General features: G+C 62.3%; 24 protein-coding genes. 15 read left to right on the top strand and 9 right to left on the bottom strand.

Annotation, left to right across the window (positions count from 1 at the left end):
• The first annotated feature begins 180 nt into the window (after positions 1-180).
• A complete protein-coding gene (locus tag BMY67_RS18475) occupies positions 181-2,700 on the top strand; it encodes a TonB-dependent receptor (protein WP_177189934.1) in 2,520 nt (839 codons plus the stop codon).
• 174 nt (positions 2,701-2,874) lie between these two features.
• Here BMY67_RS18475 and BMY67_RS18470 read toward each other — a convergent pair whose 3' ends face one another.
• The 4 genes from BMY67_RS18470 to BMY67_RS18455 form a co-directional block, all read right to left on the bottom strand.
• Entirely contained in the window at positions 2,875-4,011 is a 1,137-nt protein-coding gene (locus BMY67_RS18470) for a cytochrome-c peroxidase (protein WP_092774269.1), read from the bottom strand.
• Positions 4,012-4,089: 78 nt separating this feature from the next.
• The gene (locus BMY67_RS18465) at positions 4,090-5,100 is read right to left on the bottom strand and encodes a hypothetical protein (protein WP_092774268.1); all 1,011 of its coding nucleotides are present in this window, start codon (positions 5,098-5,100) and stop codon (positions 4,090-4,092) included.
• A 140-nt stretch (positions 5,101-5,240) separates the two neighbouring features.
• Entirely contained in the window at positions 5,241-6,029 is a 789-nt protein-coding gene (locus BMY67_RS18460; RefSeq protein WP_092774267.1) for an MbnP family protein, read from the bottom strand.
• A gap of 136 nt (positions 6,030-6,165) precedes the next feature.
• On the bottom strand, positions 6,166-6,564 hold the full coding sequence (locus BMY67_RS18455) for a hypothetical protein (protein WP_092774266.1): 399 nt from the start codon (positions 6,562-6,564) through the stop codon (positions 6,166-6,168).
• Positions 6,565-6,617: 53 nt separating this feature from the next.
• On the opposite strand from BMY67_RS18455, the gene BMY67_RS18450 reads away from it, so the two are divergent.
• The 3 genes from BMY67_RS18450 (at position 6,618) to hisS (ending at position 9,286) form a co-directional block, all read left to right on the top strand.
• Positions 6,618-7,277 carry a DUF2459 domain-containing protein gene (locus BMY67_RS18450; RefSeq protein ID WP_092774265.1) on the top strand — a complete coding sequence of 220 codons (660 nt, stop codon included), beginning with the start codon at positions 6,618-6,620 and terminating at the stop codon, positions 7,275-7,277.
• Positions 7,278-7,448: 171 nt separating this feature from the next.
• Complete coding sequence (locus BMY67_RS18445; protein WP_092774264.1) at positions 7,449-7,772, top strand: hypothetical protein; 324 nt, start codon at positions 7,449-7,451, stop codon at positions 7,770-7,772.
• An 89-nt stretch (positions 7,773-7,861) separates the two neighbouring features.
• A complete protein-coding gene (gene hisS / locus BMY67_RS18440) occupies positions 7,862-9,286 on the top strand; it encodes a histidine--tRNA ligase (protein WP_092774263.1) in 1,425 nt (474 codons plus the stop codon).
• Positions 9,287-9,644: 358 nt separating this feature from the next.
• Here hisS and BMY67_RS18435 read toward each other — a convergent pair whose 3' ends face one another.
• Positions 9,645-9,839 (bottom strand): hypothetical protein, encoded by a 195-nt coding sequence (locus tag BMY67_RS18435; protein WP_092774262.1) that lies wholly within the window; start codon positions 9,837-9,839, stop codon positions 9,645-9,647.
• A 211-nt stretch (positions 9,840-10,050) separates the two neighbouring features.
• Between BMY67_RS18435 and hutH the strand changes: the two genes are divergently transcribed.
• The 4 genes from hutH to BMY67_RS18415 all read left to right on the top strand — a co-directional run bounded on the left by hutH (position 10,051) and on the right by BMY67_RS18415 (position 15,362).
• A complete protein-coding gene (gene hutH / locus BMY67_RS18430) occupies positions 10,051-11,550 on the top strand; it encodes a histidine ammonia-lyase (protein WP_092774261.1) in 1,500 nt (499 codons plus the stop codon).
• A gap of 213 nt (positions 11,551-11,763) precedes the next feature.
• The gene (locus BMY67_RS18425) at positions 11,764-13,719 is read left to right on the top strand and encodes a T9SS type B sorting domain-containing protein (RefSeq protein WP_143069929.1); all 1,956 of its coding nucleotides are present in this window, start codon (positions 11,764-11,766) and stop codon (positions 13,717-13,719) included.
• 134 nt (positions 13,720-13,853) lie between these two features.
• Positions 13,854-14,189, top strand: coding sequence for a YbaB/EbfC family nucleoid-associated protein (locus BMY67_RS18420; protein ID WP_092774259.1), 336 nt, complete (start codon positions 13,854-13,856; stop codon positions 14,187-14,189).
• Between the two features lie 75 nt (positions 14,190-14,264).
• Positions 14,265-15,362 (top strand): glycosyltransferase family 2 protein, encoded by a 1,098-nt coding sequence (locus BMY67_RS18415; protein ID WP_317040360.1) that lies wholly within the window; start codon positions 14,265-14,267, stop codon positions 15,360-15,362.
• A gap of 132 nt (positions 15,363-15,494) precedes the next feature.
• On the opposite strand, the gene BMY67_RS18410 is transcribed toward BMY67_RS18415, so the two are convergent.
• Positions 15,495-15,713, bottom strand: a complete 219-nt coding sequence (locus tag BMY67_RS18410) for a PspC domain-containing protein (protein WP_092774258.1) — start codon at positions 15,711-15,713, stop codon at positions 15,495-15,497.
• 162 nt (positions 15,714-15,875) lie between these two features.
• On the opposite strand from BMY67_RS18410, the gene BMY67_RS18405 reads away from it, so the two are divergent.
• Both BMY67_RS18405 and BMY67_RS18400 read left to right on the top strand, forming a co-directional pair.
• On the top strand, positions 15,876-17,693 hold the full coding sequence (locus tag BMY67_RS18405) for a tetratricopeptide repeat protein (protein ID WP_092774257.1): 1,818 nt from the start codon (positions 15,876-15,878) through the stop codon (positions 17,691-17,693).
• 215 nt (positions 17,694-17,908) lie between these two features.
• Positions 17,909-18,892, top strand: a complete 984-nt coding sequence (locus BMY67_RS18400) for a pyruvate dehydrogenase complex E1 component subunit beta (RefSeq protein ID WP_092774256.1) — start codon at positions 17,909-17,911, stop codon at positions 18,890-18,892.
• 248 nt (positions 18,893-19,140) lie between these two features.
• On the opposite strand, the gene BMY67_RS18395 is transcribed toward BMY67_RS18400, so the two are convergent.
• Entirely contained in the window at positions 19,141-19,938 is a 798-nt protein-coding gene (locus BMY67_RS18395) for an MBL fold metallo-hydrolase (RefSeq protein ID WP_092774255.1), read from the bottom strand.
• Positions 19,939-20,324: 386 nt separating this feature from the next.
• Between BMY67_RS18395 and BMY67_RS18390 the strand changes: the two genes are divergently transcribed.
• A complete protein-coding gene (locus BMY67_RS18390) occupies positions 20,325-20,864 on the top strand; it encodes a DinB family protein (protein ID WP_177189933.1) in 540 nt (179 codons plus the stop codon).
• Between the two features lie 223 nt (positions 20,865-21,087).
• On the opposite strand, the gene BMY67_RS18385 is transcribed toward BMY67_RS18390, so the two are convergent.
• Complete coding sequence (locus BMY67_RS18385; protein WP_092774253.1) at positions 21,088-21,528, bottom strand: acyl-CoA thioesterase; 441 nt, start codon at positions 21,526-21,528, stop codon at positions 21,088-21,090.
• 190 nt (positions 21,529-21,718) lie between these two features.
• Positions 21,719-22,456 (bottom strand): class I SAM-dependent methyltransferase, encoded by a 738-nt coding sequence (locus BMY67_RS18380; protein WP_092774252.1) that lies wholly within the window; start codon positions 22,454-22,456, stop codon positions 21,719-21,721.
• Positions 22,457-22,591: 135 nt separating this feature from the next.
• On the opposite strand from BMY67_RS18380, the gene BMY67_RS18375 reads away from it, so the two are divergent.
• From BMY67_RS18375 to BMY67_RS18355, 4 genes are all read left to right on the top strand, one after another.
• A complete protein-coding gene (locus BMY67_RS18375) occupies positions 22,592-22,762 on the top strand; it encodes a DUF2256 domain-containing protein (RefSeq protein ID WP_092774288.1) in 171 nt (56 codons plus the stop codon).
• Positions 22,763-22,832: 70 nt separating this feature from the next.
• Entirely contained in the window at positions 22,833-23,210 is a 378-nt protein-coding gene (locus BMY67_RS18370; RefSeq protein WP_092774251.1) for a hypothetical protein, read from the top strand.
• Between the two features lie 384 nt (positions 23,211-23,594).
• Positions 23,595-25,034 carry a tyrosine-type recombinase/integrase gene (locus tag BMY67_RS18365; protein ID WP_143069928.1) on the top strand — a complete coding sequence of 480 codons (1,440 nt, stop codon included), beginning with the start codon at positions 23,595-23,597 and terminating at the stop codon, positions 25,032-25,034.
• A 630-nt stretch (positions 25,035-25,664) separates the two neighbouring features.
• Positions 25,665-25,957 (top strand): transposase (locus BMY67_RS18355; protein ID WP_143069927.1); only part of this gene is annotated, 293 nt, incomplete at its 3' end.

Below are 25,957 nucleotides of genomic sequence, written 5' to 3'. Positions count from 1 at the left end.
AAGCCTGGCTTCCCGCCGCCGCCCCGCATGTTTCGGTTTCCTGGCACCCGTCTTTCCAGGCGGTTGGTGCCCCTGTTTTTCACGTCTGAATTCACTGGCCATCAGGCCCGTCCGGCGGAACCGCGGCCGCCGGAAACGGCCCCTGCTTGCCTTTACTTTCCGACTCAACCTTCCTTCACCATGACTTCCTCCCCTACTTCCAGCCGGGCCCCGCGGGGCCTGGGGTTCCTCGCCGTGCCCGTGCTGGGCCTCACTTTCGGTCTGTTTTCGCTCAGCGCCGCCGCGCAGGGTCCGGCCCCCGCGGCGCCGGCCGGCCGCGTCAGCGGTACGCTGCTCGACCAGGGCACCGGCCAGCCTTTGCCCTTTGCCAGCGTGGTGCTGCTGCGGGCCCAGGATTCGAGCTTCGTGGCCGGGGCCGAGACGCTGGAAAATGGCTTGTTCCGGCTTGATCAGCTGGGGCTGGGCTCCTACCTGCTCAAATCGTCGGCCGTGGGCTACCAGGGCCTGCGGCGACGGGTGGTGCTGACGGCCGGCGCCCCTGAGCTGGCGCTGGGCACCTTGCGGCTGGCGTCCATCAGCACCCAGCTGAAGGGCGTGACGGTGACGGGCGAGCGGGCCACGGTGGAAAACGAGCCGGGCAAGCGCGTCATCAACGTGGAGAAGGACCTGGCCAGCGTGGGCGGCATGGCCACCGACGTGCTACGCAACGTGCCCTCGGTGGCCGTGGACGCGGGCGGCACCGTGAGTCTGCGCGGCTCTTCCAACCTGACCATCCTTATTGATGGCAAGCCCAGCGGCGGCGCCAACGGCGGGCCCGGCCTGCGCCTCGACCAGATTCCGGCCTCGCGCATTGCCCGCATCGAGGTGATGACCAACCCCTCGGCCAAGTACGACGCCCAGGGTACGGGCGTGATCAACGTCATCCTGAAAAAGCAAACCAAAAACGGCGTAAACGGCACGGCCAGCGTGCTCGGGGGCACCGGCGACAAGTACAACGCCAGCCTGAACCTCAACCGCAAGCAGGGCCCGGCCAACCTGAGTCTGAGCTACGACCGCCAGGACGAAACCTACCGCAACCGCACCGATTTCCAGCAGACGAGCGGCCCGGTAGCCACCCGGCAGCAGGGCCACGGCCAGGAGCGCGACGCTTCGCACAGCCTCAACCTGGGCCTCAACCTTGATTTGGGCAAAGAGCAGAGCCTGAGTTTGAGCGTGAACCCGACCTGGCAGCAGGAGTTCAACTACAACCAGCAGCTGCTGAGCACGACCCGCGCCGACGAGCCGACGGCCACCCAGCAGGGCGTGCAGCAGCTCGACGTGGACGTGAAGGTGCTCGAAAACGTGGCCAGCTACCGCCACGGCTGGGAGCAGCACCCCGGCCGCGAGCTGACGGCCGTGGCCGGCGCCGTGCTGATTAGGGCCGATATTCCGGTAACCCAGACGCTGGGGACGGGCGCGCTCAACAGCTGGCGGCAGCAAATGAACGTGGATGCCAACATCTACTTTGCCCAGGCCGACTACACGCTGCCGCTGCCCGCCGACCAGGGTAAAATAGAAACCGGCTTCAAGGTCGAGCAGCAGCGCAGCCACGGCTCGGCCGACCTGTTCAACCAGCGGCCCGACGTGCCCGGCGGCTACGTGCGCGACCCGGCCCGCTCGCTGGCCTATACTTTCCGCCAGACGGTGCCGGCCGCCTATGCCACCTACCAGCGCCGCTGGGCGGGCTGGAACGCCCAGGCCGGCCTGCGCACCGAGTACACCCGCGTAAACGGGGCCGTGGAGGGCGGCCGGGGCCGCTTCGACCTCGATTACCTGGGCCTGTTCCCGACGGCCAGTCTCAGCCACCGCTTCGGCGGCCGGCGCGACACGGCCAAAGCCGCCGAGCAGCCCCAGCAGCTGAGCTTCAGCTACGCCCGCCGCCTCAACCGGCCCAACTTTATGCAGCAGCTGGCCGTGCCGCTCTACCAGGACCCGCGCTTCTATCGCCTCGGCAACCCCGAACTGCGGGCCGAATTCAGCCACAACCTGGAGCTGGGCCACCAGCTGAGCTTGCCCGGCGGGGCCGAAATCACAACCACGCTGTTCGGGCGCTTCACCAACAACGCCATTCAGCGCCTGCGCGATGTGGACACGGTAGCCACGAACCTAAACCCGGCCGCCGGGCTGGTGCTGGTGGAAACCTACCGCAACCTGGGCTCGACCACCAACGTGGGCCTGGAACTAACATGGAGCCAGCCGATTACGGCCTGGTGGCGGGTGCAGGCCAACGGCTCGCTCTACCGGGCCCAGCTGAACACCAACGCCCCCGACGCCGGCTCGCGCCAGGCCCTCACCGGCACGGCCCGCCTCAACCAGAATTTTTCTCCTACCCCCACCCTCGACGTACAGCTGACCGGCGCCTACCGCTCGGCCACGCTCACGGCCCAGGGCCGGCAGCTGGCCACCGGCGGCCTCGATGTGGCCCTGCGCCAGCGCCTGTGGCAGAACCGCGCCGCCCTCACCCTGCGCGTGTCCGACCTGCTGAACACCCAGGTGCGCCGCGCCGAAGTCAACTCGCCCGATTTGCAGTCTACCATGTATAGCAAGGCCGAAACCCGCGTGGGCTGGCTGGGCTTCACCTGGTACGTGGGCGCCAGCAAGGCCAAAGCCGGCCGCATCGAAGCCGCACCGAAAGGCGGTGGCGGCGGGTTTGGCGGATGAGTTGGTGGGTGGATGAACTGAGGGGCTAGTGGGTTGACCGACTGTCATCCTGAGCGCAGCGAAGGACTTTATCCCGTAGGAACGGCCGTAACAACGACCCGTTCTCACGTGATAAGGTCCTTCGCTGCGCTCAGGATGACAGTCAGTCAACCCACTAGCCCCTTGGCCCCTCTCCTACTCCGGCGCCGCGAACCGGGGGTCTTTCACGAAGTCCTCATCGGTTAGGGTGTGCAGGAAGGCGATGATCTGGCGCTTTTCCTGGGCCGTTAGTTCTAGGTTGGGGCTGATTTGGAGCGGGTCGTTAGTAGTATTGAGCATGAGCGGGTCGAGGTTGGGGCTGCTGAACTGCACGTGCTCGTTGTAGTGGTCGAGCACGTCTTCGAGGGTGGCCAGGCGGCCGTCGTGCATGTAGGGAGCCGTGAGGGCGATGTTGCGGAGGGAGGGCACCCGGAACTTGCCGTTGTCGGTGGATTTGCCCGTGAGGCCGCCCAAACCCAGGTCGGCGCCGAAGGAACTGGAGATACCGTTGTTGCGGAAGTTGCGGTCGGTTTGCAGCGTGCCGCCATGGCAGTCGCTGCAGTTGCCGCCCCGGATGCGGCCGTTGGGGTGAATGCTGAACAGCTCCATACCGCGCACCTCGTCGGGCGTCAGGATGTCCTGGTCGCCGCGGTTGTAGCGGTCGAAGCGCGAGTTGCCCGAAACCAGGGTGCGCTCGAACTGGGCCAGGGCCTTGAGCACCCGTTCCTCGGTTATCCGGCTCGTGCCGAACGCCTTACCGAACAAGTCGGGGTACTTGGCCAGCTTTTGCAGCCGCGTTACGCCGGCGGTCAGGGGCTGGTGCAGCTCCAGCGGGTTTTCGATGGGCACGCGGGCCTGTTGCTCCAGGCTGGTGTGGGCCCCGTCCCAGGTCAGACGCGGTTCCCAGAGCAGATTTTGCAGCGGCATGGCGCTACGGGCGTGCCGGGTGCCGCCCACACCCTCGGCCCGCGCCAGCCCGTCGGTAAAGGCCTTGCTCTGCTGGTGGCACGAGCCGCACGACTTGCTGTTGTCGAGCGAAAGGGCCTTCTCGTAGAACAGATGACGGCCCAGCTCAATGCCTTCCACCGTCAGCGGGTTGTCGGCGGGCTGGGGCAGCGGCTTCGGAAACAGTGGCGGCACCAGCAGCACGTAGGGCGTGGGGGCCGCAAACGACTCTGGGCTCGGGTCGTCGGCCTTGCCGCCGGTGCCGCAGGCCGTCGTCAGCAGCAGCAGCAGCCCGGCCCCGGCCAGCGGCCCCAGCCGGGTTAAGAAATCAATAAAAGCGGTTTTCATGCGCGGAAAGACAGGAAGTAACAAGCAATTTTACCTGAGTAGGGGTCGGAAAATCGTTATGCTGAGCAGGACCGTTTTCTAGCTCCTCTTGCGCAGCAGGTACTTGGTCTGGCGGAAGCTGTAGCCCACCGATACCACCAGCCGGCCGGCGCTGGCTGGGTGGTCGGTGGTGGCGGTGTACACGGGCAGCTGCACGCTGGTGTTGAGCGAAACGTTTTTATAGTACACATCGAGGCCCGGACCGAGCAGGGCGTTGTTCATGGCGTGCTCGCCCGTGAGCTGGCCTTCGAGCATCTCGCCCTTGGTCTTCTCGTAGAAAAACTGCGCCGACGGATACAGCTGCCAGTTTTCGCCCAGCGGCACCCGGTAGAACAAGCTGGCAAACGTAGCCGTGCTCGGGGCCAGGCTGTTGCGAAACCGGTTCTCGGTGGTGCGCCGGTAGCTGGCATTCACGCTCAGGCCCGCCCCGCGGTAGCTGCCGATGTAGTTGGCGTACACGAAACCGTCGGTGGTGCCGGTGCCCACCTGGTTGAGCAGCGCGTAGCGCCGGCCCTGGGTTGTCTGGCGGTCGTACTCACCGGTGGGCAGCTTCAGGCCGCCGCCCACCACCAGGCGGCTCTGCACCCCGGCCGTTTCGATGGCCCGAATCAGATGGTAGCCGGCAAACACCGTCACGTCGCCCACGCCGCTGGCATTCAGCTGTTGGCCGTTGATCTGCGAGGTGTTCATCACGTAGGGCACGAAGGCGTTGAGCTCCAGCCGCTGCGAAAGAAAATATTTACCCCGCAGCTCCAGCACGCGGAAGGCTTCGAAATCGGTGGGGTCGCCGCGGTGGCTGTGGGCGTAGCCATCGTCGGAGTTGAGTTTGGTTGGGAAGAAGATCCGGGCCCCGTCGGGCCGGAAATCGGGCGTTTGGCCCAGCGCCCGGTAGCCGTTGAAAATGCGGTACCGGTGCATGAGCGAAAAGCCACTCTGGTTATCGTAGGGCGTGATGCCCATAAAGCAGCCGCAAATGTCGCAGGCGCGCGCGGCCGGCGTGGCCAGCCCCACCAAAAGGGCCACCAGCAGAAGTCGGAAAAAGTCTTTCATTGTTTTTAGCCATGAGATTGAAGAAGTAAGAGGTGAGGTATGAGGGGTGAGAACTGAAGCGGTTAATCCTGTTCCGGATTACCATGAGTCTTTTGTCTCACTTCTCATATCTTGCTTCTCACCTCTCCAATCTCACTTCTCTAATTGGCGTGCAGATGCTCGACAGTAAGCATCCCGGCGGCGATGTTATCGGCAATCTGCACCGAGGCAGGGCCGCCCATTGTGTTATTCACCGTGGCGAAACGGATGGTGCTCAGGCCGCTGAACATCTTCAGCGCGTCTACCTTAATATGAATTTCGGGCGTGTGGTCGGGGCGCACCAGCAGCTTGCTGCCGCTGGGGAAGGGCAGCGTAACGGTACGGATGGTGTTGTTGGCCCCGTTAGCGCCCTTAAACCCGGCAATATGGAACACCAGCCCACCCTTGGGCGACTGGGGTGAGGTGCCCTCCAGCTTCACGTTGATGAACTCCTTGCTCCAGGCCCACCACATGCCCTGGTCGTCGCCAAGCACGCCGCTGAAGTTGCCGGCCTTGGTGCGGGCGCTATCCACGCCTACCACAAGGCGCAGGCCGGTATAGTCGCCGGCCGGCACGTCGCTGAACTGGAGCTTCTGGCTGGCTTTATTGGCGTGGTCAACCAGAAAGTAGGTGTCAGGCAAGGGCACTACGCTGCCGTCGGCCTTCAGCAGCTCCAGGTTCGAGAGGTAGTATTTGAAGGTACTGATGGTGAACTGGTCGCCGGCCGGGGTAGTGTAGGTGTCGGTATCGAGGTTGAGGCTGCGGTTGCCCACGGTGTTTTCGAGCTCTACCGAAAACACGCTTTTTTGCGGCTCGGCCGCGGGGTCGTTGTCTTTATCGTTGCAGCTGCCCAGTAGCATAGTGCCCAGGGCCAGCGAGGCGGCCAGGGCCGCAAAACGCGAAAAAATCATTAGTAAAAACGCTAAGGCTGAAGAATAAACCTACCGGCCGGCCCGCGTACTGGTACACGGGCCAGGGCCGCACCCCACGGGGGCGGCTTACCGGTCGTTCCGGTTTTCGCAGTAGAAAACCGGGGCGGAAGCAGGTTTAGGCCAGCGGCGGGCGAAACACCCCGCGGGCGGGAGCATCAGCGTAGCGCGGAGCCGCGGGGGCGGCGTAGCGGGCCGGGGTGGACGGCCAGCAGCGCGGGGCGGCCAGCACGAAGCGGGCGGGCGCCGGCACCAGCTCAAACTTAAGCCGGGTGCTGCCCGCGGGCGCCTTATTGCTGTCGTCTTCGGCCTGGCGCAACTGCTTGGCCAGGTGACACTTGCCATTGCACTTGAGCTGTGGACGGGCCTTATTCACGCAATAGCGCGCCGTAATGCGGGCCTGGTTCAGCTCGTAGTTCACCACCAGCAACTCCTGTTCCAGGGTCTGGAGCAGCAGCAGCGACGTGAGCAGATAAGCGAGCAGGCGGTACACGGCCACGGGTTTGGTTGGCGGCAAATATACGCCCGGCAGGCCGTAGTTGCCCTCGCGGCGCGCCTTATCTTTGCCCCATGGCAGCTTTCGTGGCCTTTATTTTCCTGCTGCTGAGCGGCGCCGCGGTGCCCGTAAACCGCCAGTTTCGCCAAACGCCGGGCGGCGTACCGGTGTTCGTGGTGTCGAACAGCGCGCACACCGACCTGGTGCTACCCCTGCACGACCCGCAAACCGGCCACGACTGGCTGCGCGAGCTAAACCAGCCCGCCCTCACAACCCGGTTTGGGCGCTACTCCTACGTGGGCTTTGGCTGGGGAAACGAAGGGTTTTTCCTGGGTTCGATGGGCGGGCGCACCCCCGGACCGGGAGCCGTGCTGCGGGCCCTGCTGCCCTCCCGAACGCTGGTACACGCCCGCTTCTACCGGGCCGCGCCCGACTCGGGCGCTCTGGTGGTGCCACTCCGCGTATCGGCCGCGCAGTACCAGCGGCTGGTGGCGCACGTGCAGGCCGCGCTGGCGGCGCCCGACTCGCTGGGCCGCCGCCCACTGCGCCAGCCGGCCGGCTACGGCGGGGCCGATTTTTTCCTGCGGGCCCGCGGCCGCTACCACGCCCTGCGCACCTGCAACGACTGGACCACCCACGGCCTGCGCCGGGCCGGCGTGCGGGCTCCGCTCAAGTCGCCGCTGGCTTCCCCGGTACTTTATCAGGCTCGCCGAACAGCGTCCGCTGCCCGTTGAATGGGGCGTTTTTATCGATTAAAGCAAAGTATCCTGCCATAATTCTATTTTATCCTTGTTGCACTCGTAACTTGCGGGTTCAAACGCTCGCTTACATGCGGAGTCGTACCGTTTTATAGTGAGGGCCGGAAGATGTTGGATGTACAGCGTGAAGAACTACCCCAGGCATATTTGCTTATCCCGTCTTATTTAGCTGCTAACACCACCGATAGCGAAGCCCTGGCCCGCGCCCTGCACCGGGCCAGCCGGGCCGATAAGCCCGCCGTGGTGGTGGACCTAAGCCTGGTTGATACGCTGAACAACGATGTAATTGAGCTGCTGCTGGCCTACGCCTTCGTGCTGCGGGCCCAGTCGCGCCAGCTCATTCTGTGCCACACGCCGCAGGCCAGCCGCCACCGCTTCCAGCGCCTCGACCCCGGCTCGCAACCCTTATTGGTAGCGTCGGTGCTCGACGCGATGCAGGAAATCGAATTTCTGGCTTCCCAGGCGGACTGATTTACGGCGGCCGCAGAAGAAACGGGAAAGTCCGGCGGAAAGCGCGAATTTTGCGGCCATACTCCCGCACTCCGATTCCTTCGCCCCCGATGAGCGTTCAGAAACCCAGCATTCCGCAAGGCACCCGCGATTTTGGCCCGGCCGTAGTGGCCCGCCGCAACTATATTTTCGGCGTGATTCGCCGCGTGTTCGAGAAGTTCGGCTACGCCCCGCTCGAAACCCCGACCCTGGAAAACCTGAGCGTGCTGACGGGCAAATACGGCGACGAGGGCGACCAGCTGCTGTTCAAGGTGCTTAACTCGGGCAACTTCCTCAAAAAGCAGAAAGGCGAGGTCATCAAGGAAGAAGTAACGCCCGCCGACCTGCTGGCCGGCCCCCGGGCCGTGCTGCCCAAAGTGGCCGAAAAAGGCCTGCGCTACGACCTGACCGTGCCCTTCGCCCGCTACGTAGTGATGAACCGCGGCACGCTGGTGTTCCCCTTCAAGCGCTACCAGATTCAGCCCGTGTGGCGCGCCGACCGCCCCCAGCGCGGCCGCTACCGCGAGTTTTACCAGTGCGACGCCGACGTGGTGGGCACCGCCTCGCTGCTCTGCGAGGCCGAAATCGTGCTTATGATGAGCGAGGTGCTCACTAAGCTGGGCCTCACCGAGCACACCATCAAAATAAACCACCGCCGCGTGCTGGGCGCTTTTTATCAGGCGCTGGGGGGCGAAGGCACCGAGGTAGACCTGTTCACGGCCATCGACAAGCTCGACAAAATCGGGCGCGAGGGCGTAAAAAAGGAGCTGGCCGAGCGTGGCTTCTCGGCCGAAGCCATCGACAAGCTGTTCGACCTGCTGAACGTGGCGGGCAGCTTCGAGGAGAAGCTGGAGCGGCTGCTGGCCGCCTTCGTAACGGCCGGCGTGGAACCCGACACGGCCGGCGCCGACGGTTACAAAGGCTTGCAGGATTTGCAGCAGGTGCTAAGCTACCTGCGCGGCTTCGGGTTTGAGCAGTGGGCCAACCTGGAGTTCGACGTGACGCTGGCCCGCGGCCTGAGCTACTACACGGGCTGCATCTTCGAAATCAAGATCAACAATGTGAATATGGGCAGCGTGAGCGGCGGCGGCCGCTACGACAACCTGACGGGCGCCTTCGGGCTGCCGGGCGTGTCGGGCGTGGGCTTCTCGTTCGGCGTCGACCGCCTCTACGACTGCCTGGAGGAGCTCAACCTATTCCCCGAAGCCGTAAACAGCACTTCGCGCTGCCTGCTGGCCAATTTCGATGCCGAAAGCGAGGTGGCCGTGCTGCCCGTGCTGGCGCGGTTGCGGGCCGAGGGCCTGGCCGCCGAGTTGTACCCCGAGTCGGGCAAGCTGGGCCGGCAGTTTAAGTACGCCGACGGCAAGGGCATTCCCTACGTGTTGCTCCAGGGCCCCGAAGAGCGCGCCGCCGGCCGTTTCAAGCTGAAAACCATGGCCACCGGCCAGGAGCAGACGCTGACGCTGGAGGAGGTGCTGGCGGTAATCAGGGCTTAGGGCTTAGGTGAACTGACAAGCTAAATTGGTGTACGGCGTGTCATTCAGAGCGTAGCGAAGAATCTCGCTTGAACAACTGTTGAACGATTTTACGCGAGATTCTTCGCTACGCTCTGAATGACGTTCTGCCTACCAACTTAATCTGTCAGTTCACTTAGGGCTTAGGGGGCTTAGGGGGCTTAGGGGGCTTAGGGCTTAGGGCTTAGGGCTTAGGGAAATACGGACGTCATGCTGCGCTTGTTGAAGTATGGCGTCCGTGTTTTTAGAACGATTGCAGAGAAGCGGTAGAGCTGCTTCGACAGGCGCAGCATGCCATTGTCACCAGCACCAACGGCGTTCCAACTAATTCAACCAGCTTCTACCGCTGCGCGTCCAGCGCCTGGCGGACTTCAGTCCAGCTTAGCTCGCCGGCCACGTAGCGCACATAGAGGCGGCGGGCATAGAGCGTGGCCTTGGTTCGGAGGCCGGGAATGGCGTCCTGCAGGCGGCGCAGCACCAGGCGGCGCTGAGAGGGAGTCTGGGCAACGGGGCCGAACTTGGGGTTGTATTCCATAGGATAATGAAATAAGAATCAGAGCGGTATTCCAAATATCGACAACCCAACCTTCAGAAGCAAGCGAAAAAAATACCGATTTCACCGGGCACGGCGCTGTATTTATTCCTGGCCGGGCCGCCCCCCCCGCCGAATTGGCGGACGGGCAGCCTGGCCAGGGCCGCGCGGCCAGATTCCGTACTTTTGAAATTCCTCCCTGCTCCCCTGCTCTATGGCCGCCGACTTCGAAATAACGCCCTCCGCTTCCCTCGATTTAGCTACGCTCGATGAGCTGTTACGCAGCCGGGCCCGGGTGGTGCTGAGTGCCGAAGCCCGCCAGCGCCTCACCACCGGCCACGACTACCTGCGCCAGCGCCTGGAGCGCGACCCCGATACGGCCGTGTACGGCATCAATACGGGCTTTGGGGCGCTGTGCGGGCAGGCCATTCCGACCGCGCAGCGCCAGCAGCTGCAAACCAACCTGCTCATGTCGCATGCCTGCGGCACCGGCGCCGAAGTGCCGGCCGAACTGGTGCGGCTGATGCTGCTGCTGAAAGTGCAGAGCCTGTGCTACGGCCACAGCGGCGTACAGGTAGCCACCGTGCAGCGCCTGCTCGACTTTTACAACCGCGGCATGCTGCCAGTGGTGCTGGAGCAGGGCAGCCTGGGCGCCAGCGGCGACCTGGCCCCGCTGGCCCACCTGTGCCTGCCGCTGCTGGGCCTGGGCGAAGTACACTATGAGGGCTACCGCCTGGCCGCCGCCGACGCGCTGAGCCTGTTCAGCTGGGAGCCCATCGTGCTGGGGGCCAAAGAAGGCTTGGCGCTTCTCAATGGCACCCAGTTTATGCTGGCCTACGCCGTGCACGCGCTGCTGCGCGCCAGCCGCTTGGCCGCCGCCGCCGACGTTATCGGGGCCCTCTCGCTGGAGGGGTTCGACGGGCTGCGCGAGCCGTTTGATGAGCGCCTGCACCGCCTGCGGCCCCACCCCGGCCAGCTGCTGGTGGCCGAGCGGCTGCGAACCCTGCTGACGGGCAGCGAGTTGCAGCAGCAACCCAAAACCGCCGTGCAAGACCCCTACTCGCTGCGCTGCATGCCCCAGGTACACGGCGCTTCGCGCGACGCGCTGGCGTACGTGGCCCGCACCACCGAAATCGAGTGCAACGCCGTCACCGACAACCCTACCATTTTCCCCGAGGATGACGCCATTCTGAGCGGCGGCAACTTCCACGGCCAGCCCCTGGCATTGGGGCTCGATATGCTGGCCATTGCGGTGGCCGAGCTGGGCAGCATCTCGCAGCAGCGCACGGCCCAGCTCATCAGCGGGCAGCGGGGGCTACCACCGTTTCTGGTAGCCGAGCCGGGCCTGAATTCGGGCCTGATGATTCCGCAGTATGCCGCCGCGGGCCTCGTGAGCCAGAACAAGCAACTGTGCACGCCCGCCTCGGTAGACAGCCTGGTGAGCAGCAACGGCCAGGAAGACCATGTGAGCATGGGCGCCAACGCAGCCACCAAGGCCCTGCGCGTGGTGGTCAACGTGGAGCAGCTGCTGGGCATCGAGTTGCTGAATGCGGCCCAGGCCCTGGAGTTCCGCCGCCCCGGCCGCAGCTCGACCCCACTGGAGGCGCTGGTGGCGGCCTTCCGCGAGAAGGTGCCCTTCGTGGCCCACGACCGGATTCTGTACCCCGACCTGGCCGCCGCCGCCGACTTCGTACGCAGCTACGCCTGGGAGTAGGTGCCTTACCGCGACCGGAAGAGCTGTTTCGGGAGGTAGAGACGCAACCGTTGGCGGCTCGTCGTTGCTGACGTTGAACGGCAGTAGCAGACGCTCGCTGTCAGCAACGACGAGCCGCCAGCCGTTGCGTCTCGGCATCGGGCTATGAGGCCAGCCGCTTTTTGCGTTTCTTCGGGAAAAGATTTTCGCACTTGTGGCGTTAGGCTGGTCATGATGAAAACCGCACTCCTGCTTTGGATTCTGCTACTGGCCGGCCTGCTGGGCAATACGGCGGCGCGGGCCCAGGCGCCGTGCGTGTCGCAAACCGATGCCGGGGCTGATTTTGCCGCCTACGACGCCATTACGGGTCAGCTCATCACCAAATTCCTGTGCGTGGGCCGGCCAATACGGCTGCGCGACCGGAGCGGCAAAAATCTGGACCCGGCCCAGATTTACTACCGAACGGGTTCTACTGTTATTTGCAGCGGCTTTACCGACACCACTACTACGTTCGTACCCACCACATCGGGGCCACTGGTCATCACCCAGAATACCCAGGGTGGAGCGGGGGGCAATACGCAGGGTATCATTTTCGCTAAGCCCTACGAGGTGCTGGCCACACCCGTACCCACGTTTGAAGTCAGCGTTTGTTCGCCGGGCCTGGTGCAGGTAACCATAACCGATGCCAGCTACACTGACTACTTGGTGCAGGTGGGCACGGCCGCGCTGGTGAAGGCGGAGCGCGGCGTGGCCGTGAGCTACCCGGTAAGCAGCGGCCCCAACACGGTTACCGTTATGGGCCGCAACGCGCAGGCCGGGCTGTGCGAGGGCACCGGCACAAAGCCCTTTACGCCCCTGCCGGCCCCGCGGCCGCCGGTAGTGCGCCGCCTGACGCGGCCCGCCGAGGGCACTGTGCAGCTTGATTTTGAGGCCCTGCAACCCGAGTACCGTTACCAGCTGCAGGTGGCCGATGCCACCGCGCCGGGCGGCTACCGCACCCTGTCGCCCGTGGCAGCCGGCACAACCAGCCTCACGCAGCCGGCCGGCCCGCTGCCGGGCTGCTACCGGCTGCTGCTCCAGGATCTGTGCCAGCCGCCGGTTTTCAGCCTGCCATCCAATACAGTCTGCCCGGTGCAGCTAAGCGGGGCAGCCACCAACGGTCGCAACCAGCTCAGCTGGGTTAGCGCGGGAAATGGCACCTACACGCTTACCCGCACCGAAGGCAGCACCAGCGTAGTACTGCCGCTGCCGGCCGGCGCCACCAGCTACGATGATGCGGCCGTGAGCTGCGGCACCACCTACCGCTACCAGCTCAGCCTGAGCAGCGGGCCCGCCACCTCGGTTTCCAACGAAATCAGCCTGACGGCGCTTTCGACCACGCCGCCGGCCCGGCCGCAACTGTGGGCCGGCTTCAACCTGAAGGGCCAGGTAGAGCTGCGGGTTGAGGTGCCGGGCGTGGCCGCCGGGGGCCAGCTCAGCTACCAGCGCAACGGCGCGCCGCTGGCCGCCACAGCAGCCCGCCGCCTGCTCGATTCGTTGATTACGCCCGACCCGACCGCGCCCCTGTGCTATACCGTGGAGTTTCAGGACGCCTGCGGCAACCGTGCTCCGGCTGGTTCCAGGGTATGCGTGGTGCAGCTGGTGGCCGAACCCGCCGGCCTCAACACCCCCGAAATCCGCCTGACGTGGTCGGAGCTAGCGGTGACGGGGGCCGCGCCGACTGTGCCGGCAAGCTACCGGGTGCTGAAGCTGGCGGCCGACAACTCGGTGGTGGCCAGCGTACCGGTAGGCGCGGCCCTCACCTACCTCGACCGGCAGCCCGACCCCGACCGGCAAACCGTGCGCTACCGCATCGAGGCCACCGGGGCCGGACTAACCGCGCCCTCGTACTCCAACGTGGCCGAAGTGGCGCGCCCCGTCAAGCTGGTGCTGCCCACTGCCTTCACGCCCAACGGCGACGGCCTCAACGACGTGCTGGAGCTAAAGGGCCGCTTCCTCGATAACTTCCGCTTCACCATCATCGACCGCAACGGCCAGACCGTGTTCCAGACCACCGACCGCACCCGCAGCTGGGACGGCCGCATTAAAGGCGCCGCGCCGGTGCCGGGGGCCTATGCCTGGCAGTTCGAGGCGCTCGACCAGCAGGGCCGCCGCGTGAAACAGTACGGCACCGTCACCATTATCCGGTGATGTAGCGCGAAGCACCGGCTTCGCGCATCGTAAAACGGATTAGCTGTGTCACCAGCACCGACGGGCAAGGCTGGAGCTTCGCGCTACGGCGTATCTTTGCGCTACTATTTTTCACCTTTTGAGACGACGCGACTATGTTTGATATGTCTGGCATGATGGGTAAGATGAAGGACCTGCAGGAGAAGATGAAGCAGGCCCAGGACCAGCTGCAGTACCTGACGGCCACGGCCGAATCGGGCGGGGGGCTGGTGAAAGCCACGGCCAACGGCCAGCGCCGCCTGCTCAAACTCGAAATCGACGAAAGCCTGCTGCAGCCCCAGGACCGCGACATGCTGGCCGACTTGGTAGTAGCCGCCGTGAACAAGGTAATGGACGAGGCCGCCGCCAAGGCCCAGGAGGAGCTCAAAAAGACCACTTCCGGCCTCATTCCCAATATTCCCGGCATGGACCTGAGCGGTTTCGGGATGTAGGTTTTTAAGCTATCAGCTGCTGGCTGATAGCCACTGGTTCTTAAAAACAACCTTCTGCAACCCATATCCGCCCCCTTGGCCAGCGGGCAGCCCCTGGCTGAACGCTCTGCTAGTGCCATTGCCGATACTTCCTGCGCCGATGTGGCGGTGGTCATCCTCAACTGGAATGGCCGCGACTTTCTGCGCCAGTTCCTGCCCGCCGTGCTGGCCCACTCGGCCGGCGCCACCGTGCTGGTAGCCGACAATGCCTCGACCGACGACTCGCTGGCCCTGCTGCGGGCGGAGTTCCCGACGGTGCGGGTGCTGGAAAACGGGGCCAATCTGGGCTTCTGCGAAGGTTACAACCTTGCCCTGGCCCGGCTGCGAGGCGAGTTCCGGTACTACGTGCTGCTGAATTCCGATGTGGAAGTAACGCCCGGCTGGCTCGCGCCCCAACGGGCCCTGCTGGAAGCCAACCCGCGCATTGCCGCCTGCCAGCCCAAAATCAGGCAGTTCAGTCCCGACCCGGCCATGCGCCAGCTGTTCGAGTACGCGGGGGCGGGCGGCGGCTACCTCGATTCGCTGGGCTACCCCTTCTGCCGCGGCCGTCTCTTCGATACCTTGGAAACCGATACGGGCCAGTACGACGACGTCCGGCCGGTGGCCTGGGCCACCGGGGCCTGCCTGCTGGTGCGGGCCGAAGCCTGGCACGCGCTGGGTGGGCTGGAGGCGGCGTTTTTTGCCCACATGGAGGAAATTGACTTCTGCTGGCGGCTCCAGAACGCGGGCTGGCAGGTATGGTACCAGGGCAGCAGCACGGTGTTTCATGTGGGCGGCGGCACGCTGCACAAGTCCAACCCGCGCAAAACCTACCTCAACTTCCGCAACGGCCTGGCCCTGGTCTACCTCAACACCCACCCCGCCGAGCTGCCCGCCGTACTCATCGGCCGCGTGGCCCTCGACTGGGTGGCGGCCCTACGCCTGCTGCTGCAAGGCCAGACCGCCGACTTCCGGGCCGTACTACGGGCCCACTGGCACTTTATGCGCCGCCTGAGCTACTGGCGCAAGCGGCGGCGGCAGTTTCCGGCCCGCCTGCGCCTGTCGGAGCGCGCCGGCACCTATGCCGGCAGCCTCGTCTGGGCTTACTTCGGACAGGGAAAACGGTTTTTCAGGGATTTGAGAAGTGAGAAGTGAGAAACGGTATGGAAGCTGGCCCGGCACTTATAGCCGGCGGGCCTTATACTCCGGGCCAAAAAAAGCCCATTTGCCATGGCAAACGGGCTCCTGAGAGTCTCCTCTCTCACTTCTTATATTTCGCCTCTCAAATTACAAATCCCAGACGGTGCTGCGCTGGCGGCGCAGGGCGTGACGCACGTTGCGCCAGAAGGCCAGGGCGAAATAGAGGACGATGGGCGAGCCGAAAGTGAAGAAGGACGCATAAACGAACGAGAGCCGGACGCTGCTACTGGAAAAGCCCACCCGCTTGCCGATGGCGTCGCAGACGCCGAAGCTCTGCTTTTCGATAAAGTCGGTAATGCGGTGCATATAAGTAATTTTAGCGGTACGGTAGGTGGTTGGCTGGGGTAATATACGTTGATTTCGCCCCGGTATCAAGCACTTACGCGAGAAGCCCCCGGCAAGATACGTCTATCGGCTACCTTTCGTCGTTTGATTACCGAAATTTCTGGCCCCACTTGGCCTTTGCCTATGCCCCATCTACCGCACCGGCTGCCCGTAGCGGCCGCCCTGCTGCTGGCCGCCAGCCTGCTGCCCGCCTGCTCGCCCCTGCCCAAAGTGCTGAAAGCCGCCCAGACCGGCCAGTCGATTACCGTGCAGCCCGCCGTGCTGGAAAGCAACGGCCAGCAGGTGCGCTTCGAGGTGACGGCCAAAGTGCCCGCCAACCACCTGCGCAAGGGCGCCGCCTACAACGTGGCCCTGAGCTACCGCTACCAGAACGGCCTGCGCGAAGACACCGTGGGCCGGCTTACGTTTCTGTCGGGCGAGTACGTGTACGACGAGCAGCAGAAGAATATGCTCGTCATCCGGCGGCAGTTTACCTTTCCCTACGCCCCCCAAAAGAGCCCCGGCGAGCTGCTGGCCCGCCCCGATGCCCGCCTGACCAAGCCCAACGGCGCGCGCCTGAAGGGCCCCGAACTGGTGCTGGCCCGCGGCATCCTCACCACCAGCCAGCTGGTGGTGCGCCAGGATTCGCTGCTGGCCCTGCTGCCCGAAACCGTAAGCAACGAGCGTAGCGGCACCCGGGTACTACCTTTCTATTTTGATGCCGGCAAAGCCGAAATCCGCAACTTCCTGGGCACCAATGTGGCCGCACTCGAAGACTTTATCGAGGCCAACCAGCGCACCGAAAAGGTGATGATTGTGGCCGGCCACTCGCCCGACTCGCTCGACCGCCACGACCCGCGCCTGCCCGATCGGCGCGTACAGGCCCTGCTGGGCTACTACAAAAAGCGCGTTTCCGAAAATTCCTACCTCAACAAGGTGGGCAACATCGACTTCGAAACCGAGGCCTACCGCCGCCGCTGGGACCTGTTTCTGAGCAAGGTGCAGCAGTCGGCCCTCAAGCCCGCCCAGATAGATTCGGTGGTGCTGCTCATCAACGACTCGCCCGGCACCTTCGCCCAGAAGGAACAGCGCCTGCACTCGCTCAGCTTCTTCGATTACCTGGAGCATTACATCTATCCGGTGCTGCGCTTCGGCACGGTGTCGGTGCGCTACTCGGCCCCCAAGCGCTACGATTCGGAGGTGTACATACTGTCGAAGAAGATTGTGGACAAGCAGACCGAGGCCGACGCCCTCACGGCCGAAGAGCTGCGCTACTCGGCCTCGCTCACGCCGCTGCTGGCCGAAAAGCAGCGCATTTTCGAAACCGCCGTGGCCACCACCGGGGCCTGGCAGGCTTACTACAACCTGGGCGCGGTGCTGCTGATGCGCTCCGAGAAGGAAACCAACGCCAAGGTAATCCGGGCTTACCAGCGCCGGGCGGCGGTCAACTTCACGCTGGCCGCCCACCGCAACCCCACCGTCGAGCTGTTTTACCGCGTGGCCACCGCCTACCACCGCGCCAACGACCTGGCCGAGGCCCGCCAGAGCTACGACTATGCCATCAAGCTGGGCGGCTCGCCGGCCATGCTCAGCAAGGCCTTCGCCGATAAAGCGGCCCTGGAAATTGAAATGGGCCAGCCCGACGAGGCCCTGCGCAGCCTTAGCTACAGCAGCCCGCGCAGCTACCAGAACCTGATGAACCGGGCCCTCATTTACGTGCTGAAGGGCAATTACCCCGGCGCGGCCGCCATTTACGAGGAAGCCCTGGCCCTGCGCCCCCAGGAGCCACTGGTGTACTACAGCCTGGCCATAACGGCTGCCCGCCAGCACAATGAGGCCGCCACCGCCCTGCACCTGCGCCGCGCCATCGGCCTCGACCGCAGCTATGCCAACCGCGCCGTCGAGGACCTGGAGTTTCGCGAATTCACCAAGGGCAAGAAGTTTCTGGAGGCGTTAAGGTGAGGTGGTGAGATAGTGAGATAGTGAGATGGTGAGTTTGACGTTTCGAGGGCCTGTTGGCGCAAGTGGCACAATCAGGCCCTCGAAACGTCAAACTCACCATCTCACCATTTCACCGTTTGCCCTTCCCATTTACCCGTTGTAGCTTTACGGGCCGGTTTAGCGCCGGCTTTTTTCTTTTCCAGTCTTTTCCAGATTTTTCGATTTTCCTACCTGCTATGCGGACCATCCAATTCCGGGAAGCCCTGCGTGAAGCCATGAGTGAAGAAATGCGCCGCGACGAGCGCGTGTTTCTCATGGGCGAAGAAGTAGCCGAGTACAACGGCGCCTACAAAGTAAGCCAGGGCATGCTCGACGAATTCGGGGCCGAGCGCGTGATTGACACCCCGATTGCCGAGCTGGGCTTTGCCGGTATCGGCGTGGGCGCGGCCATCAACGGCCTGCTGCCCATCATCGAGTTCATGACCTTCAACTTTTCGTTGGTGGCTATTGACCAGGTGATTAACTCGGCCGCTAAAATCTACTCCATGTCGGGCGGGCAGTACTCCTGCCCCATCGTGTTCCGCGGGCCGACCGGCAACGCCGGCATGCTTTCCAGCCAGCACTCGCAGAACTTCGAGAGCTGGTACGCCAACTGCCCCGGCCTGAAAGTGGTGGTTCCCTCGACGCCTTACGACGCCAAAGGCCTGCTCAAAAGCGCCATCCGCGACCCCGACCCGGTAATTTTCATGGAGTCGGAGCTGATGTACGGCGACAAGGGCGAGGTGCCCGAGGAGGAATACCTCATCCCGATTGGCAAAGCCAACGTGGTGCGCGAGGGCACCGATGTCACCATCGTCAGCTTCGGCAAGATGATGAAGGTGGCCCTCGAAGCCGCCGACCAGCTGGCCCAGGATGGCATCAAAGCCGAAGTAATCGACCTGCGCTCGGTGCGCCCCATCGACTACGATACGCTGGTGGAGTCGGTGAAAAAAACCAACCGCATGGTGGTAGTGGAAGAGGCCTGGCCGCTGGCCAGCATCAGCTCGGAGCTGGCCTACATGGTGCAGAACCGCGCTTTCGACTACCTCGACGCCCCCATCCGTCGCATTACCTGCATGGACGTGCCCCTGCCCTACGCGCCGACGCTCATCGAGGCCTCGCTGCCCAACGTGGAGCGCACCGTGAAAGCCGTGAAGGACGTGCTCTACGTGAAGCGCTAATTAATCACCGATTTTCGCTGGTTGGTCGTGATTACGCCGATTTCTTGACGTATCCGACTCTCGCTTTTCAGCAAACAAAAAGGCCCGCTTCGAGCGGGCCTTTTTGTTTGTGCCGGTTGAGGTCTTCTCCTGCAACAGAAGCTACAACGTGTTGCGGAAGTTGGCCGACTGCGTGGAAAAACCTCATGCAGTAACCCTGCCCGTTACACCATTCGGCAGCCCGACCTGGGTCGGGCTGCTGAGTTGGTTTATTTGGCCGCTGGGTACCAGTTGCGCAGGCGCACGTCGATTTTCTTGTTGGCCGTGTTTACGGTTTTCTTGAAGCTGGCCACGTCGCTCAGGCCGTCCTGGCCGCGGTAGTGGTAGGGGTACACAATGCCCGGCTTGAAGGCCAGCACGCCCTGCGCGGCCTGGTTCACGTCCATGGTGTAGGGCAGGTTCATGCACACGAAGGCCACGTCGATGTTCTTGAGGGCGCGCATCTCGGCAATGTCCTCGGTGTCGCCGGACAGGTAAACGTTTTTGCCGCCCAGGTTCAGCACGTAGCCGTTGCCCCGCCCTTTGGTGTGCATGGCATCGGGCGCTTCGGGCAGGTTGTACATGGCCACGGCCGAAATGCTCATGCCCAGCGTATCGAGCCGCTGGCCGTTGCTAAGGATGCGCACCTGCTTCTGGTACTCGGCCGGCAGCTTGTCGGCCACGGCCTTCGGCACCACCATCAGGGCCTTACTCACGGGCAGGCCCGCCAGGGTTTTGGGGTCGAGGTGGTCGCCATGGATGTCGGTAATCAGGATAACATCGGGAGCGGCCAGGCCAGCATAGGCGGCAGCACCGTCGTAGGGGTCAACGTAAATGGTTTTGCCATTCCAGGTAAATACCACGCTGCCGTGCGTAATGGGCTGCACCGTAAGCGGACCTTTGTTGGTCGCAATCTGGTCGGCGGCTACGCGGGGCGGGGCAGTAGTGGTGGCGGTAGTGGCGGTTTGGGCCTGCGCCTGCGCCGCGAAAACGGCCAGCGCGGCCGTGAGAAGAAGAGTGGATTTCATCGTTTTTTTGCCTGTTGTGTAAGAAAAACTACCGGATTTCAGTGGAAAGCAGGACACCGTAGGAATGGCCGCCACCGAAAACCGTGACCATAACTCCGTAGCCCCGCACAAGTTTAAGACTGCCCGCCGCCGGCAGCCCGTTACGGCACCGGCGCACTGACGGGGCTTGCACTCAACGCGCCCCTCTGCCCCGTTTGCTTCAGCACCCGCCCGCGAAAGCCCACACCGCGTCGGGCAACAAAATGCTGGCGACCCACTACGCTAAGCTGACGGCCCCTGGACTATTTGGGTGCTACAGCAGAAAGTATGGGCCGGCAGACGGGCTTTTGCGTACCTTTTCTCGTAAATCTTCTGCTTCCCTCCCACGCTCCCCTGTTTTCCTGCGCATGAACCACCGCCTGCACCTTCGCCTCGAACACCTGGAGCGCGCCACCAACCAGTTGCTGACCAGCGTAGAGGACCTGGGCGAGCGGGCCACCGTGGCGCCGGGCCCCGGGCAGTGGTCGGCCGCGCAGGTGGTGCAGCATCTGCTGGTGTCGGAAACGGGCATCGGGCAGTACATCGAAAAGAAGCTGCGCGATGCCGACAAGCTGGGAGAATCGGGCGTTGCGGCCTTTCTGAAGTCGCGGCTGTTGCGGCTGGCGCTGCGGCTGCCCTTCACCCGCTTTAAAGTGCCGCGCTACCTGGCCGAGCTTACGCCCGCCGAAGTGCCCCCGCTGCCCGAGCTGCGGGCCCAATGGGAAGCCACCCGCCGCCACCTCGAACGCCTGCTCAACGAGTATCCGGGCAAGCTGCTGAGCCGGGCCATCTTCAAGCACCCGCGCTCGGGCATGCTTACCATCCACCAGACCCTCGATTTCATGCTCGACCACGTGCTACACCACCAAAAGCAGGTGAAGCGAATTGCCGCAGCGGTTGGGAAGTGAAGAGCTGGAACTGGAAGTGGGAATGATGGGCATCTTAACTCCTAGCGGAACTGCTAGGTCAAGTTGCTGTCCAGAACGTCATTCAGAGCGTAGCGAAGAATCTCGCGTGAACTTGTTAGAACAGCCGTTGGACGACCTCACGCGAGATTCTTCGCTGCGCTCTGAATGACGGTCTGCCTACCAATTCAGCGTGTCATTTCAGCTAGCTTCTATCTCCTAGCTCCTAACTCCTCATTTTAATTTCCTCATACGACTCGTGGCGGGGCAGCTCGGCCATGAGGGCAGTGATTTCGGGCGGCGGCGTGGTGAGCTTGCGGGCGCGCAGGTCGAGCCAGGCGCCCTCGACGCTGACGGTGGCGGCGGGGCGGCCGTCGGGTTTGTAGAGCGTATGCACGATGTTCCAGCGTGAGCCATCGGCGTTCAGGCCCGCCAGCTCGCCCGTTACGCGCACCTGCTCGTTGATGTGCAGCTCCTTCAGAAAGCGGGTATCCTCGCGGAACAAAATGGGCCCGAGGCCGGCCTTGGCGAAGTAAGGCAGCGTGAAGCCGCTGGCCGCCAGAAACTCGATGCGGTGCTGAGCCGCGTAGTCGTTGTAGGCCGAGTGGCGCATGTGGCCGTTGGGGTCCATATCGGCCCAGCGCACGGTGTAGGTTCTGTCAAACATCTTTTTTAGCTGTTAGCTGGCAGCTTATGGCTGTTAGCTTTTTGTTCTTGATGGGAAAATTGAAGGTTGCTTGTTGTGGAAGCCGTTTAGAAAAGCCAACCAGAACGTCATGCTTCATCTGGCAAACTTTTGAACAGTTTCGTTGGTGGTTGGCCAGAGTTGCAGCACGAAAGCAGCTACTAGCTCTCAGCTAGAAGCCCAGCGAAAGGCGCACCAGATACTGCTGCTGCTCGTCTTCTTCCAGGAACTCGACCTGGTAGCCAGCCTGGGTGGCGCAGTCCTGCAGCAAGGTAGGGTCGGCGAAAATCCAGCCGAACTCGGCTCCCTGCTCGGCCCCGTACTGCATCGAGTAGGTCACCTCACCGTAATAGGGTCCGTTGAGGTCGAACACCAGGGCGCCGTCCTCATCTTCGTACATGTAGCTGATGTCGGAGGAAGTCGCCAGAATCTGGCCGCCGGGGTTGAGCAGGGTTTTGGCGTGTTGCAGAAAGTGCTCCAGTCCTTCGAGCGTGCCCGTCAGGCCCAGGCCGTTCATGAGCATAAGCAGCGTATCGAACTTTTCGCCCTGGGCCAGAGCCGGGTCGAACAGGTCGTGGCGGGCCACTTCCCGCACGCCGCGCTGCTGCATTACCTGCACCGCGCCGGGCGAAATATCCACGGCTTTTACCACGAAACCGCGCGTTTGCAGCTCCAGGGCGTGGCAGCCGGCGCCGGCCCCCAGATCGAGCACGCGGCCCTGGCACTGCTCCAGGGCGGTGCGCTCCAGCTCGGGCATTTCCCAGAGCGAGCGAAAAAAGTACGCGGCGGGCAGCACTTCCTCGTCGGCAACGGAGCTGTGCACGGCCAGCGTGGCGCTTAGCTGGCCCTGCTGGTAGTCGAGCAGCGCGTGGCCCAGCGGGTCGGGGGCCGTAGTTTCGGGGTTTGACATGGCACAAAGATACGCCGCGCGGCAAGTCGGCGAGGAAAAAGCAAAACGGCCGGGCGCCGGTTATGTCCGGCGAGCCGTGCGGCGGCCGCGGCGGCGTTGCAGCCGTACAACGGTTTGCCTTTTGCCTTTCTGCCCTTGACTTCTCACGGTAAAACCCACCTGCCCACCAAACTATGCCTCACCTGCGGCCGGCCTTTCGCCTACCGCAAAAAGTGGCGCAACTGCTGGGACGAGGTGAAGTACTGCGGCGAAAAATGCCAGCGCAACCGCGCCAAACCGGCCTCGGCCCCGCCCCCGCCGGCGTAGCCAACGTATCCTTGCGGCCGCCTTCTGCGTTCAGACAGGTGCCCATTCCTACCCGTAACCCCTCTGCCGCATGGCCAGCAACCTCGATTACCTCGCCCCCGAACTCAAGCCGCTCGAAGAAAAGCTGCAGGCTTACCTGGAATCTGAAAAAGAGCTGGCGCAGGCCGAAATAGCCGCCACCAACCTTACCCAAAGCCCGCCGCCGGCCCCGGCTGTGGCGCTGGGCCAGCGCCCGGCCCCCGGCAGCTTCCCGCAGCCAACCGACGAAGCAAACAACGAACTGCAGAACCTGCGCGACGATCTGGCGGTCCAGCGCCAGGCAATCATCGAATTGCTGCCCGTGCGCGACGAGTGGGTGAAAATAAACCTGGGCTACGGCCCCAGCCGCGTCGGTGCTTTCAGCGTGCCGGCTCCCGGCACCGGCTACGAGCTGCGGGTCGTCATCTAACAGCCGGGCCTTCGCCTTCCGGCACGAATAGTAACGCCGGCAATCCGGGGCTTTAGCCCTCGCGGTTGCCGGCGTTGCTTTGCCTGAGGCCTACTGGTAGCTTTTCGGTGGTGCCCAATGGTAACACGAGAAACTACACGCTTTATAAGCCCCTGATTATCATAAAAATAAAAAAGGCCCCGGTAGTACCGGAGCCCTTTTCCACAACCTTTTAACCTAATCAAATAAAAGTCCATTTATAGCGTACATAGGCACTTTACAAAAGTTTTACTGCACACTTAATGTAGTTTCGCTGCACAGTTTTATCTTTGTCTAAGATTCTGAAAAGCAGAACAATACGCCGCCTTTCACACCCTTAGAAAAGTACTATAGCAGTTCTACAACATGGCAAGACCGAAATCGACTACCGCAACCATTTCCCTAAAGCAACGGGGGAACATGGTGTATGTACATTGGATGTTCTCAGGGTTAATGATTCGCCACAGTACCGGACTGTCTGTTGACTCCAAATTCATCGGCGCGAACGGATTCGTTAAGACGTCCTACTCCGACCACCTCGACACGAACAACCAACTACAAGCCACCTTCGACCGCTACAAGCTTGCCGGGGAAATCGTGATTGCAAGTGGGGACGTGACCGAAGAGAAGGTAAAAAAGGAATATAAGCGCCTAGTCGATGAAGAACAGGTACGGAAGGAAAAGGCGGAAGGGGACTTAGTGTTACTCGACATCCTGAAATATACCCGCGCCAACCGCAAGTCGAATCCAGAATCCGAAACCATCTGGTTCGGTGGTCGGGAAGATGGTCTTGATACTATTGAAGGACTCGAAGCCAAGCTTTTACAGATGAAGCAGGACCGCGACAACCAGCTGCGCAAAGAAGATAAGTACGACGACGACTTGCTGTCAACCTTCTTAATCAAGTATAAGTCGCGCAAAGGCAGCGCCACGATGGAAGAGAGTTCGAAGCGTGTGGTCGATAGCTTCATCAAGACGCTCGACCGCTTTAATGCGAACTGGAAGATTCAGGATGTCAACGAACAGACCCTTATCGCATTTCAGGATTGGCTGATTGCCGAAGGCAAGGTGAACAGCACGACTGAAAACTACACGACCAAAATTAAGTCGTGCCTGAACTACTACGCCGACCGTCCCGCGCTGCTACCGTCGCACGTCATTCTTACAAAGGATTACAAGAACTATAGCTGCGACCTGACCCAGAAGCCCGAACACGTCATCGCCCTAAGCCCCGCCGAAATTCACGACCTGTTACTGTTCAGCAACTACAAGAAAAGAAGCTGGGAAAAAATACGTGATGTCTTCGTTCTGCTCTGCGCGACCGGTTGCCGAATCAGCGACGCAATGAAGATTAACCCCACCTTCATCAAGAATGGGGATATCCACTTCACACCGAAAAAGACCAAGAAGAAGGTCATTCAGGTTACTATTCCCTTAAACCCACTCAGCACCTATATCCTACAGAAATACGACTGGGACATGACGAAAGTGAAGCTGGAAGACTACTACCTAAATGAACAGATTAAGCTTATCGCTGAGCTAATCGGCGGGTCGTTCAACATTGTGGAAACGGTTAACAACCATTGCGGCATCCAACCAATAGTAGAACGGAAAAAGCGACATGAACTGCTTACGACACACTGCGGTCGGCGCACCTATTCGACTCTTCGGGCTGCGCAAGGTGCCAACGTGGGTCAGTTGATGGGTGAAACGGGGCACACGGACCCGAAGACCCTGATGCTCTACGTCAACAAGAAGACTCAGCGCATCGAACAACCCTTCACGCTTCCCTTACTGCTGAACTAGTTCTACCCGATACGAACGAAGAAGCCCCGACCTACACTGAGCAGGTCGGGGCATTTTGTTTAGAAGCGGGGTAACCCACCACCGGGCGTATGGGGTAACGCTGCTATATCAGGCGTATCGTGCAGTAATCGACGTAGCGCCGTGTAGGACTGAGCCGTTATGGCAATCTGCTCAAGTTCACTACCGGCTGTGTCTAATATGATAACGGCAAAATGTCAAGCTACTGGTGCTGAGCTACGAAGCTGTCGGGTACCTGTTGTCATGTGCCATGTAGCTCCCGTCTTTTTATAGCCTGAGAGCCGACCCAAAACGTGTGAGCGGTTATATGCCTTTGCCATTTTTACGTGGGTTAATGCCCCCTCCCTTCTATCCTTTCTATCCTTCCGTCAACCACATGGTAGTTTGGCGGCAGAGGTGGTAAAAACTCCATTGGAAGGATGTATCCATACTTTGCGCACCACATCATACACTCCATTTCGCCGCCAGCTCGCAAAAAGACCAAGCCCGGAACCGCAATCACGAAGTTTTCATGCTCATTGCTCCACACATTGAGCTGCAACTCGCTCTGAGCAGTAAGAATGGGGTGGTCCAGTAAAAACGGACAGTGAGAAGTCTTATCTTCCACTGCCCATGACCGAGAAACTGAATCCTGGCGGCTTGTCCGCCACACGCAAGAAGTATACGCCCGCTTTCAAAGCCGAGTGCGTGCGCCAGGTAGCGGCCGGAGCCCGCCAGACGGACGTGGCCCGTGCCCAAGGCATTTCGCCGGCTTTGCTCGGCCGCTGGCAACGCGAGGCCCTGGAAAAGGCGGTGCCCAGTAGTGCCGAGCGCGACGAAATCAAGCAGCTACGCGCCGAGTTGCGGCGCGTGGAAATGGAGCGCGATATTTTAAAAAAAGTCGTGACCATCTTTGCGCAACCGCC

It is taken from the genome of Hymenobacter actinosclerus (genome assembly GCF_900111515.1).
In the GTDB taxonomy this organism is placed as follows: domain Bacteria; phylum Bacteroidota; class Bacteroidia; order Cytophagales; family Hymenobacteraceae; genus Hymenobacter; species Hymenobacter actinosclerus.
Note: the sequence above shows the minus strand (reverse complement) of the source record. Positions and strands in the feature narration are given on the sequence as shown.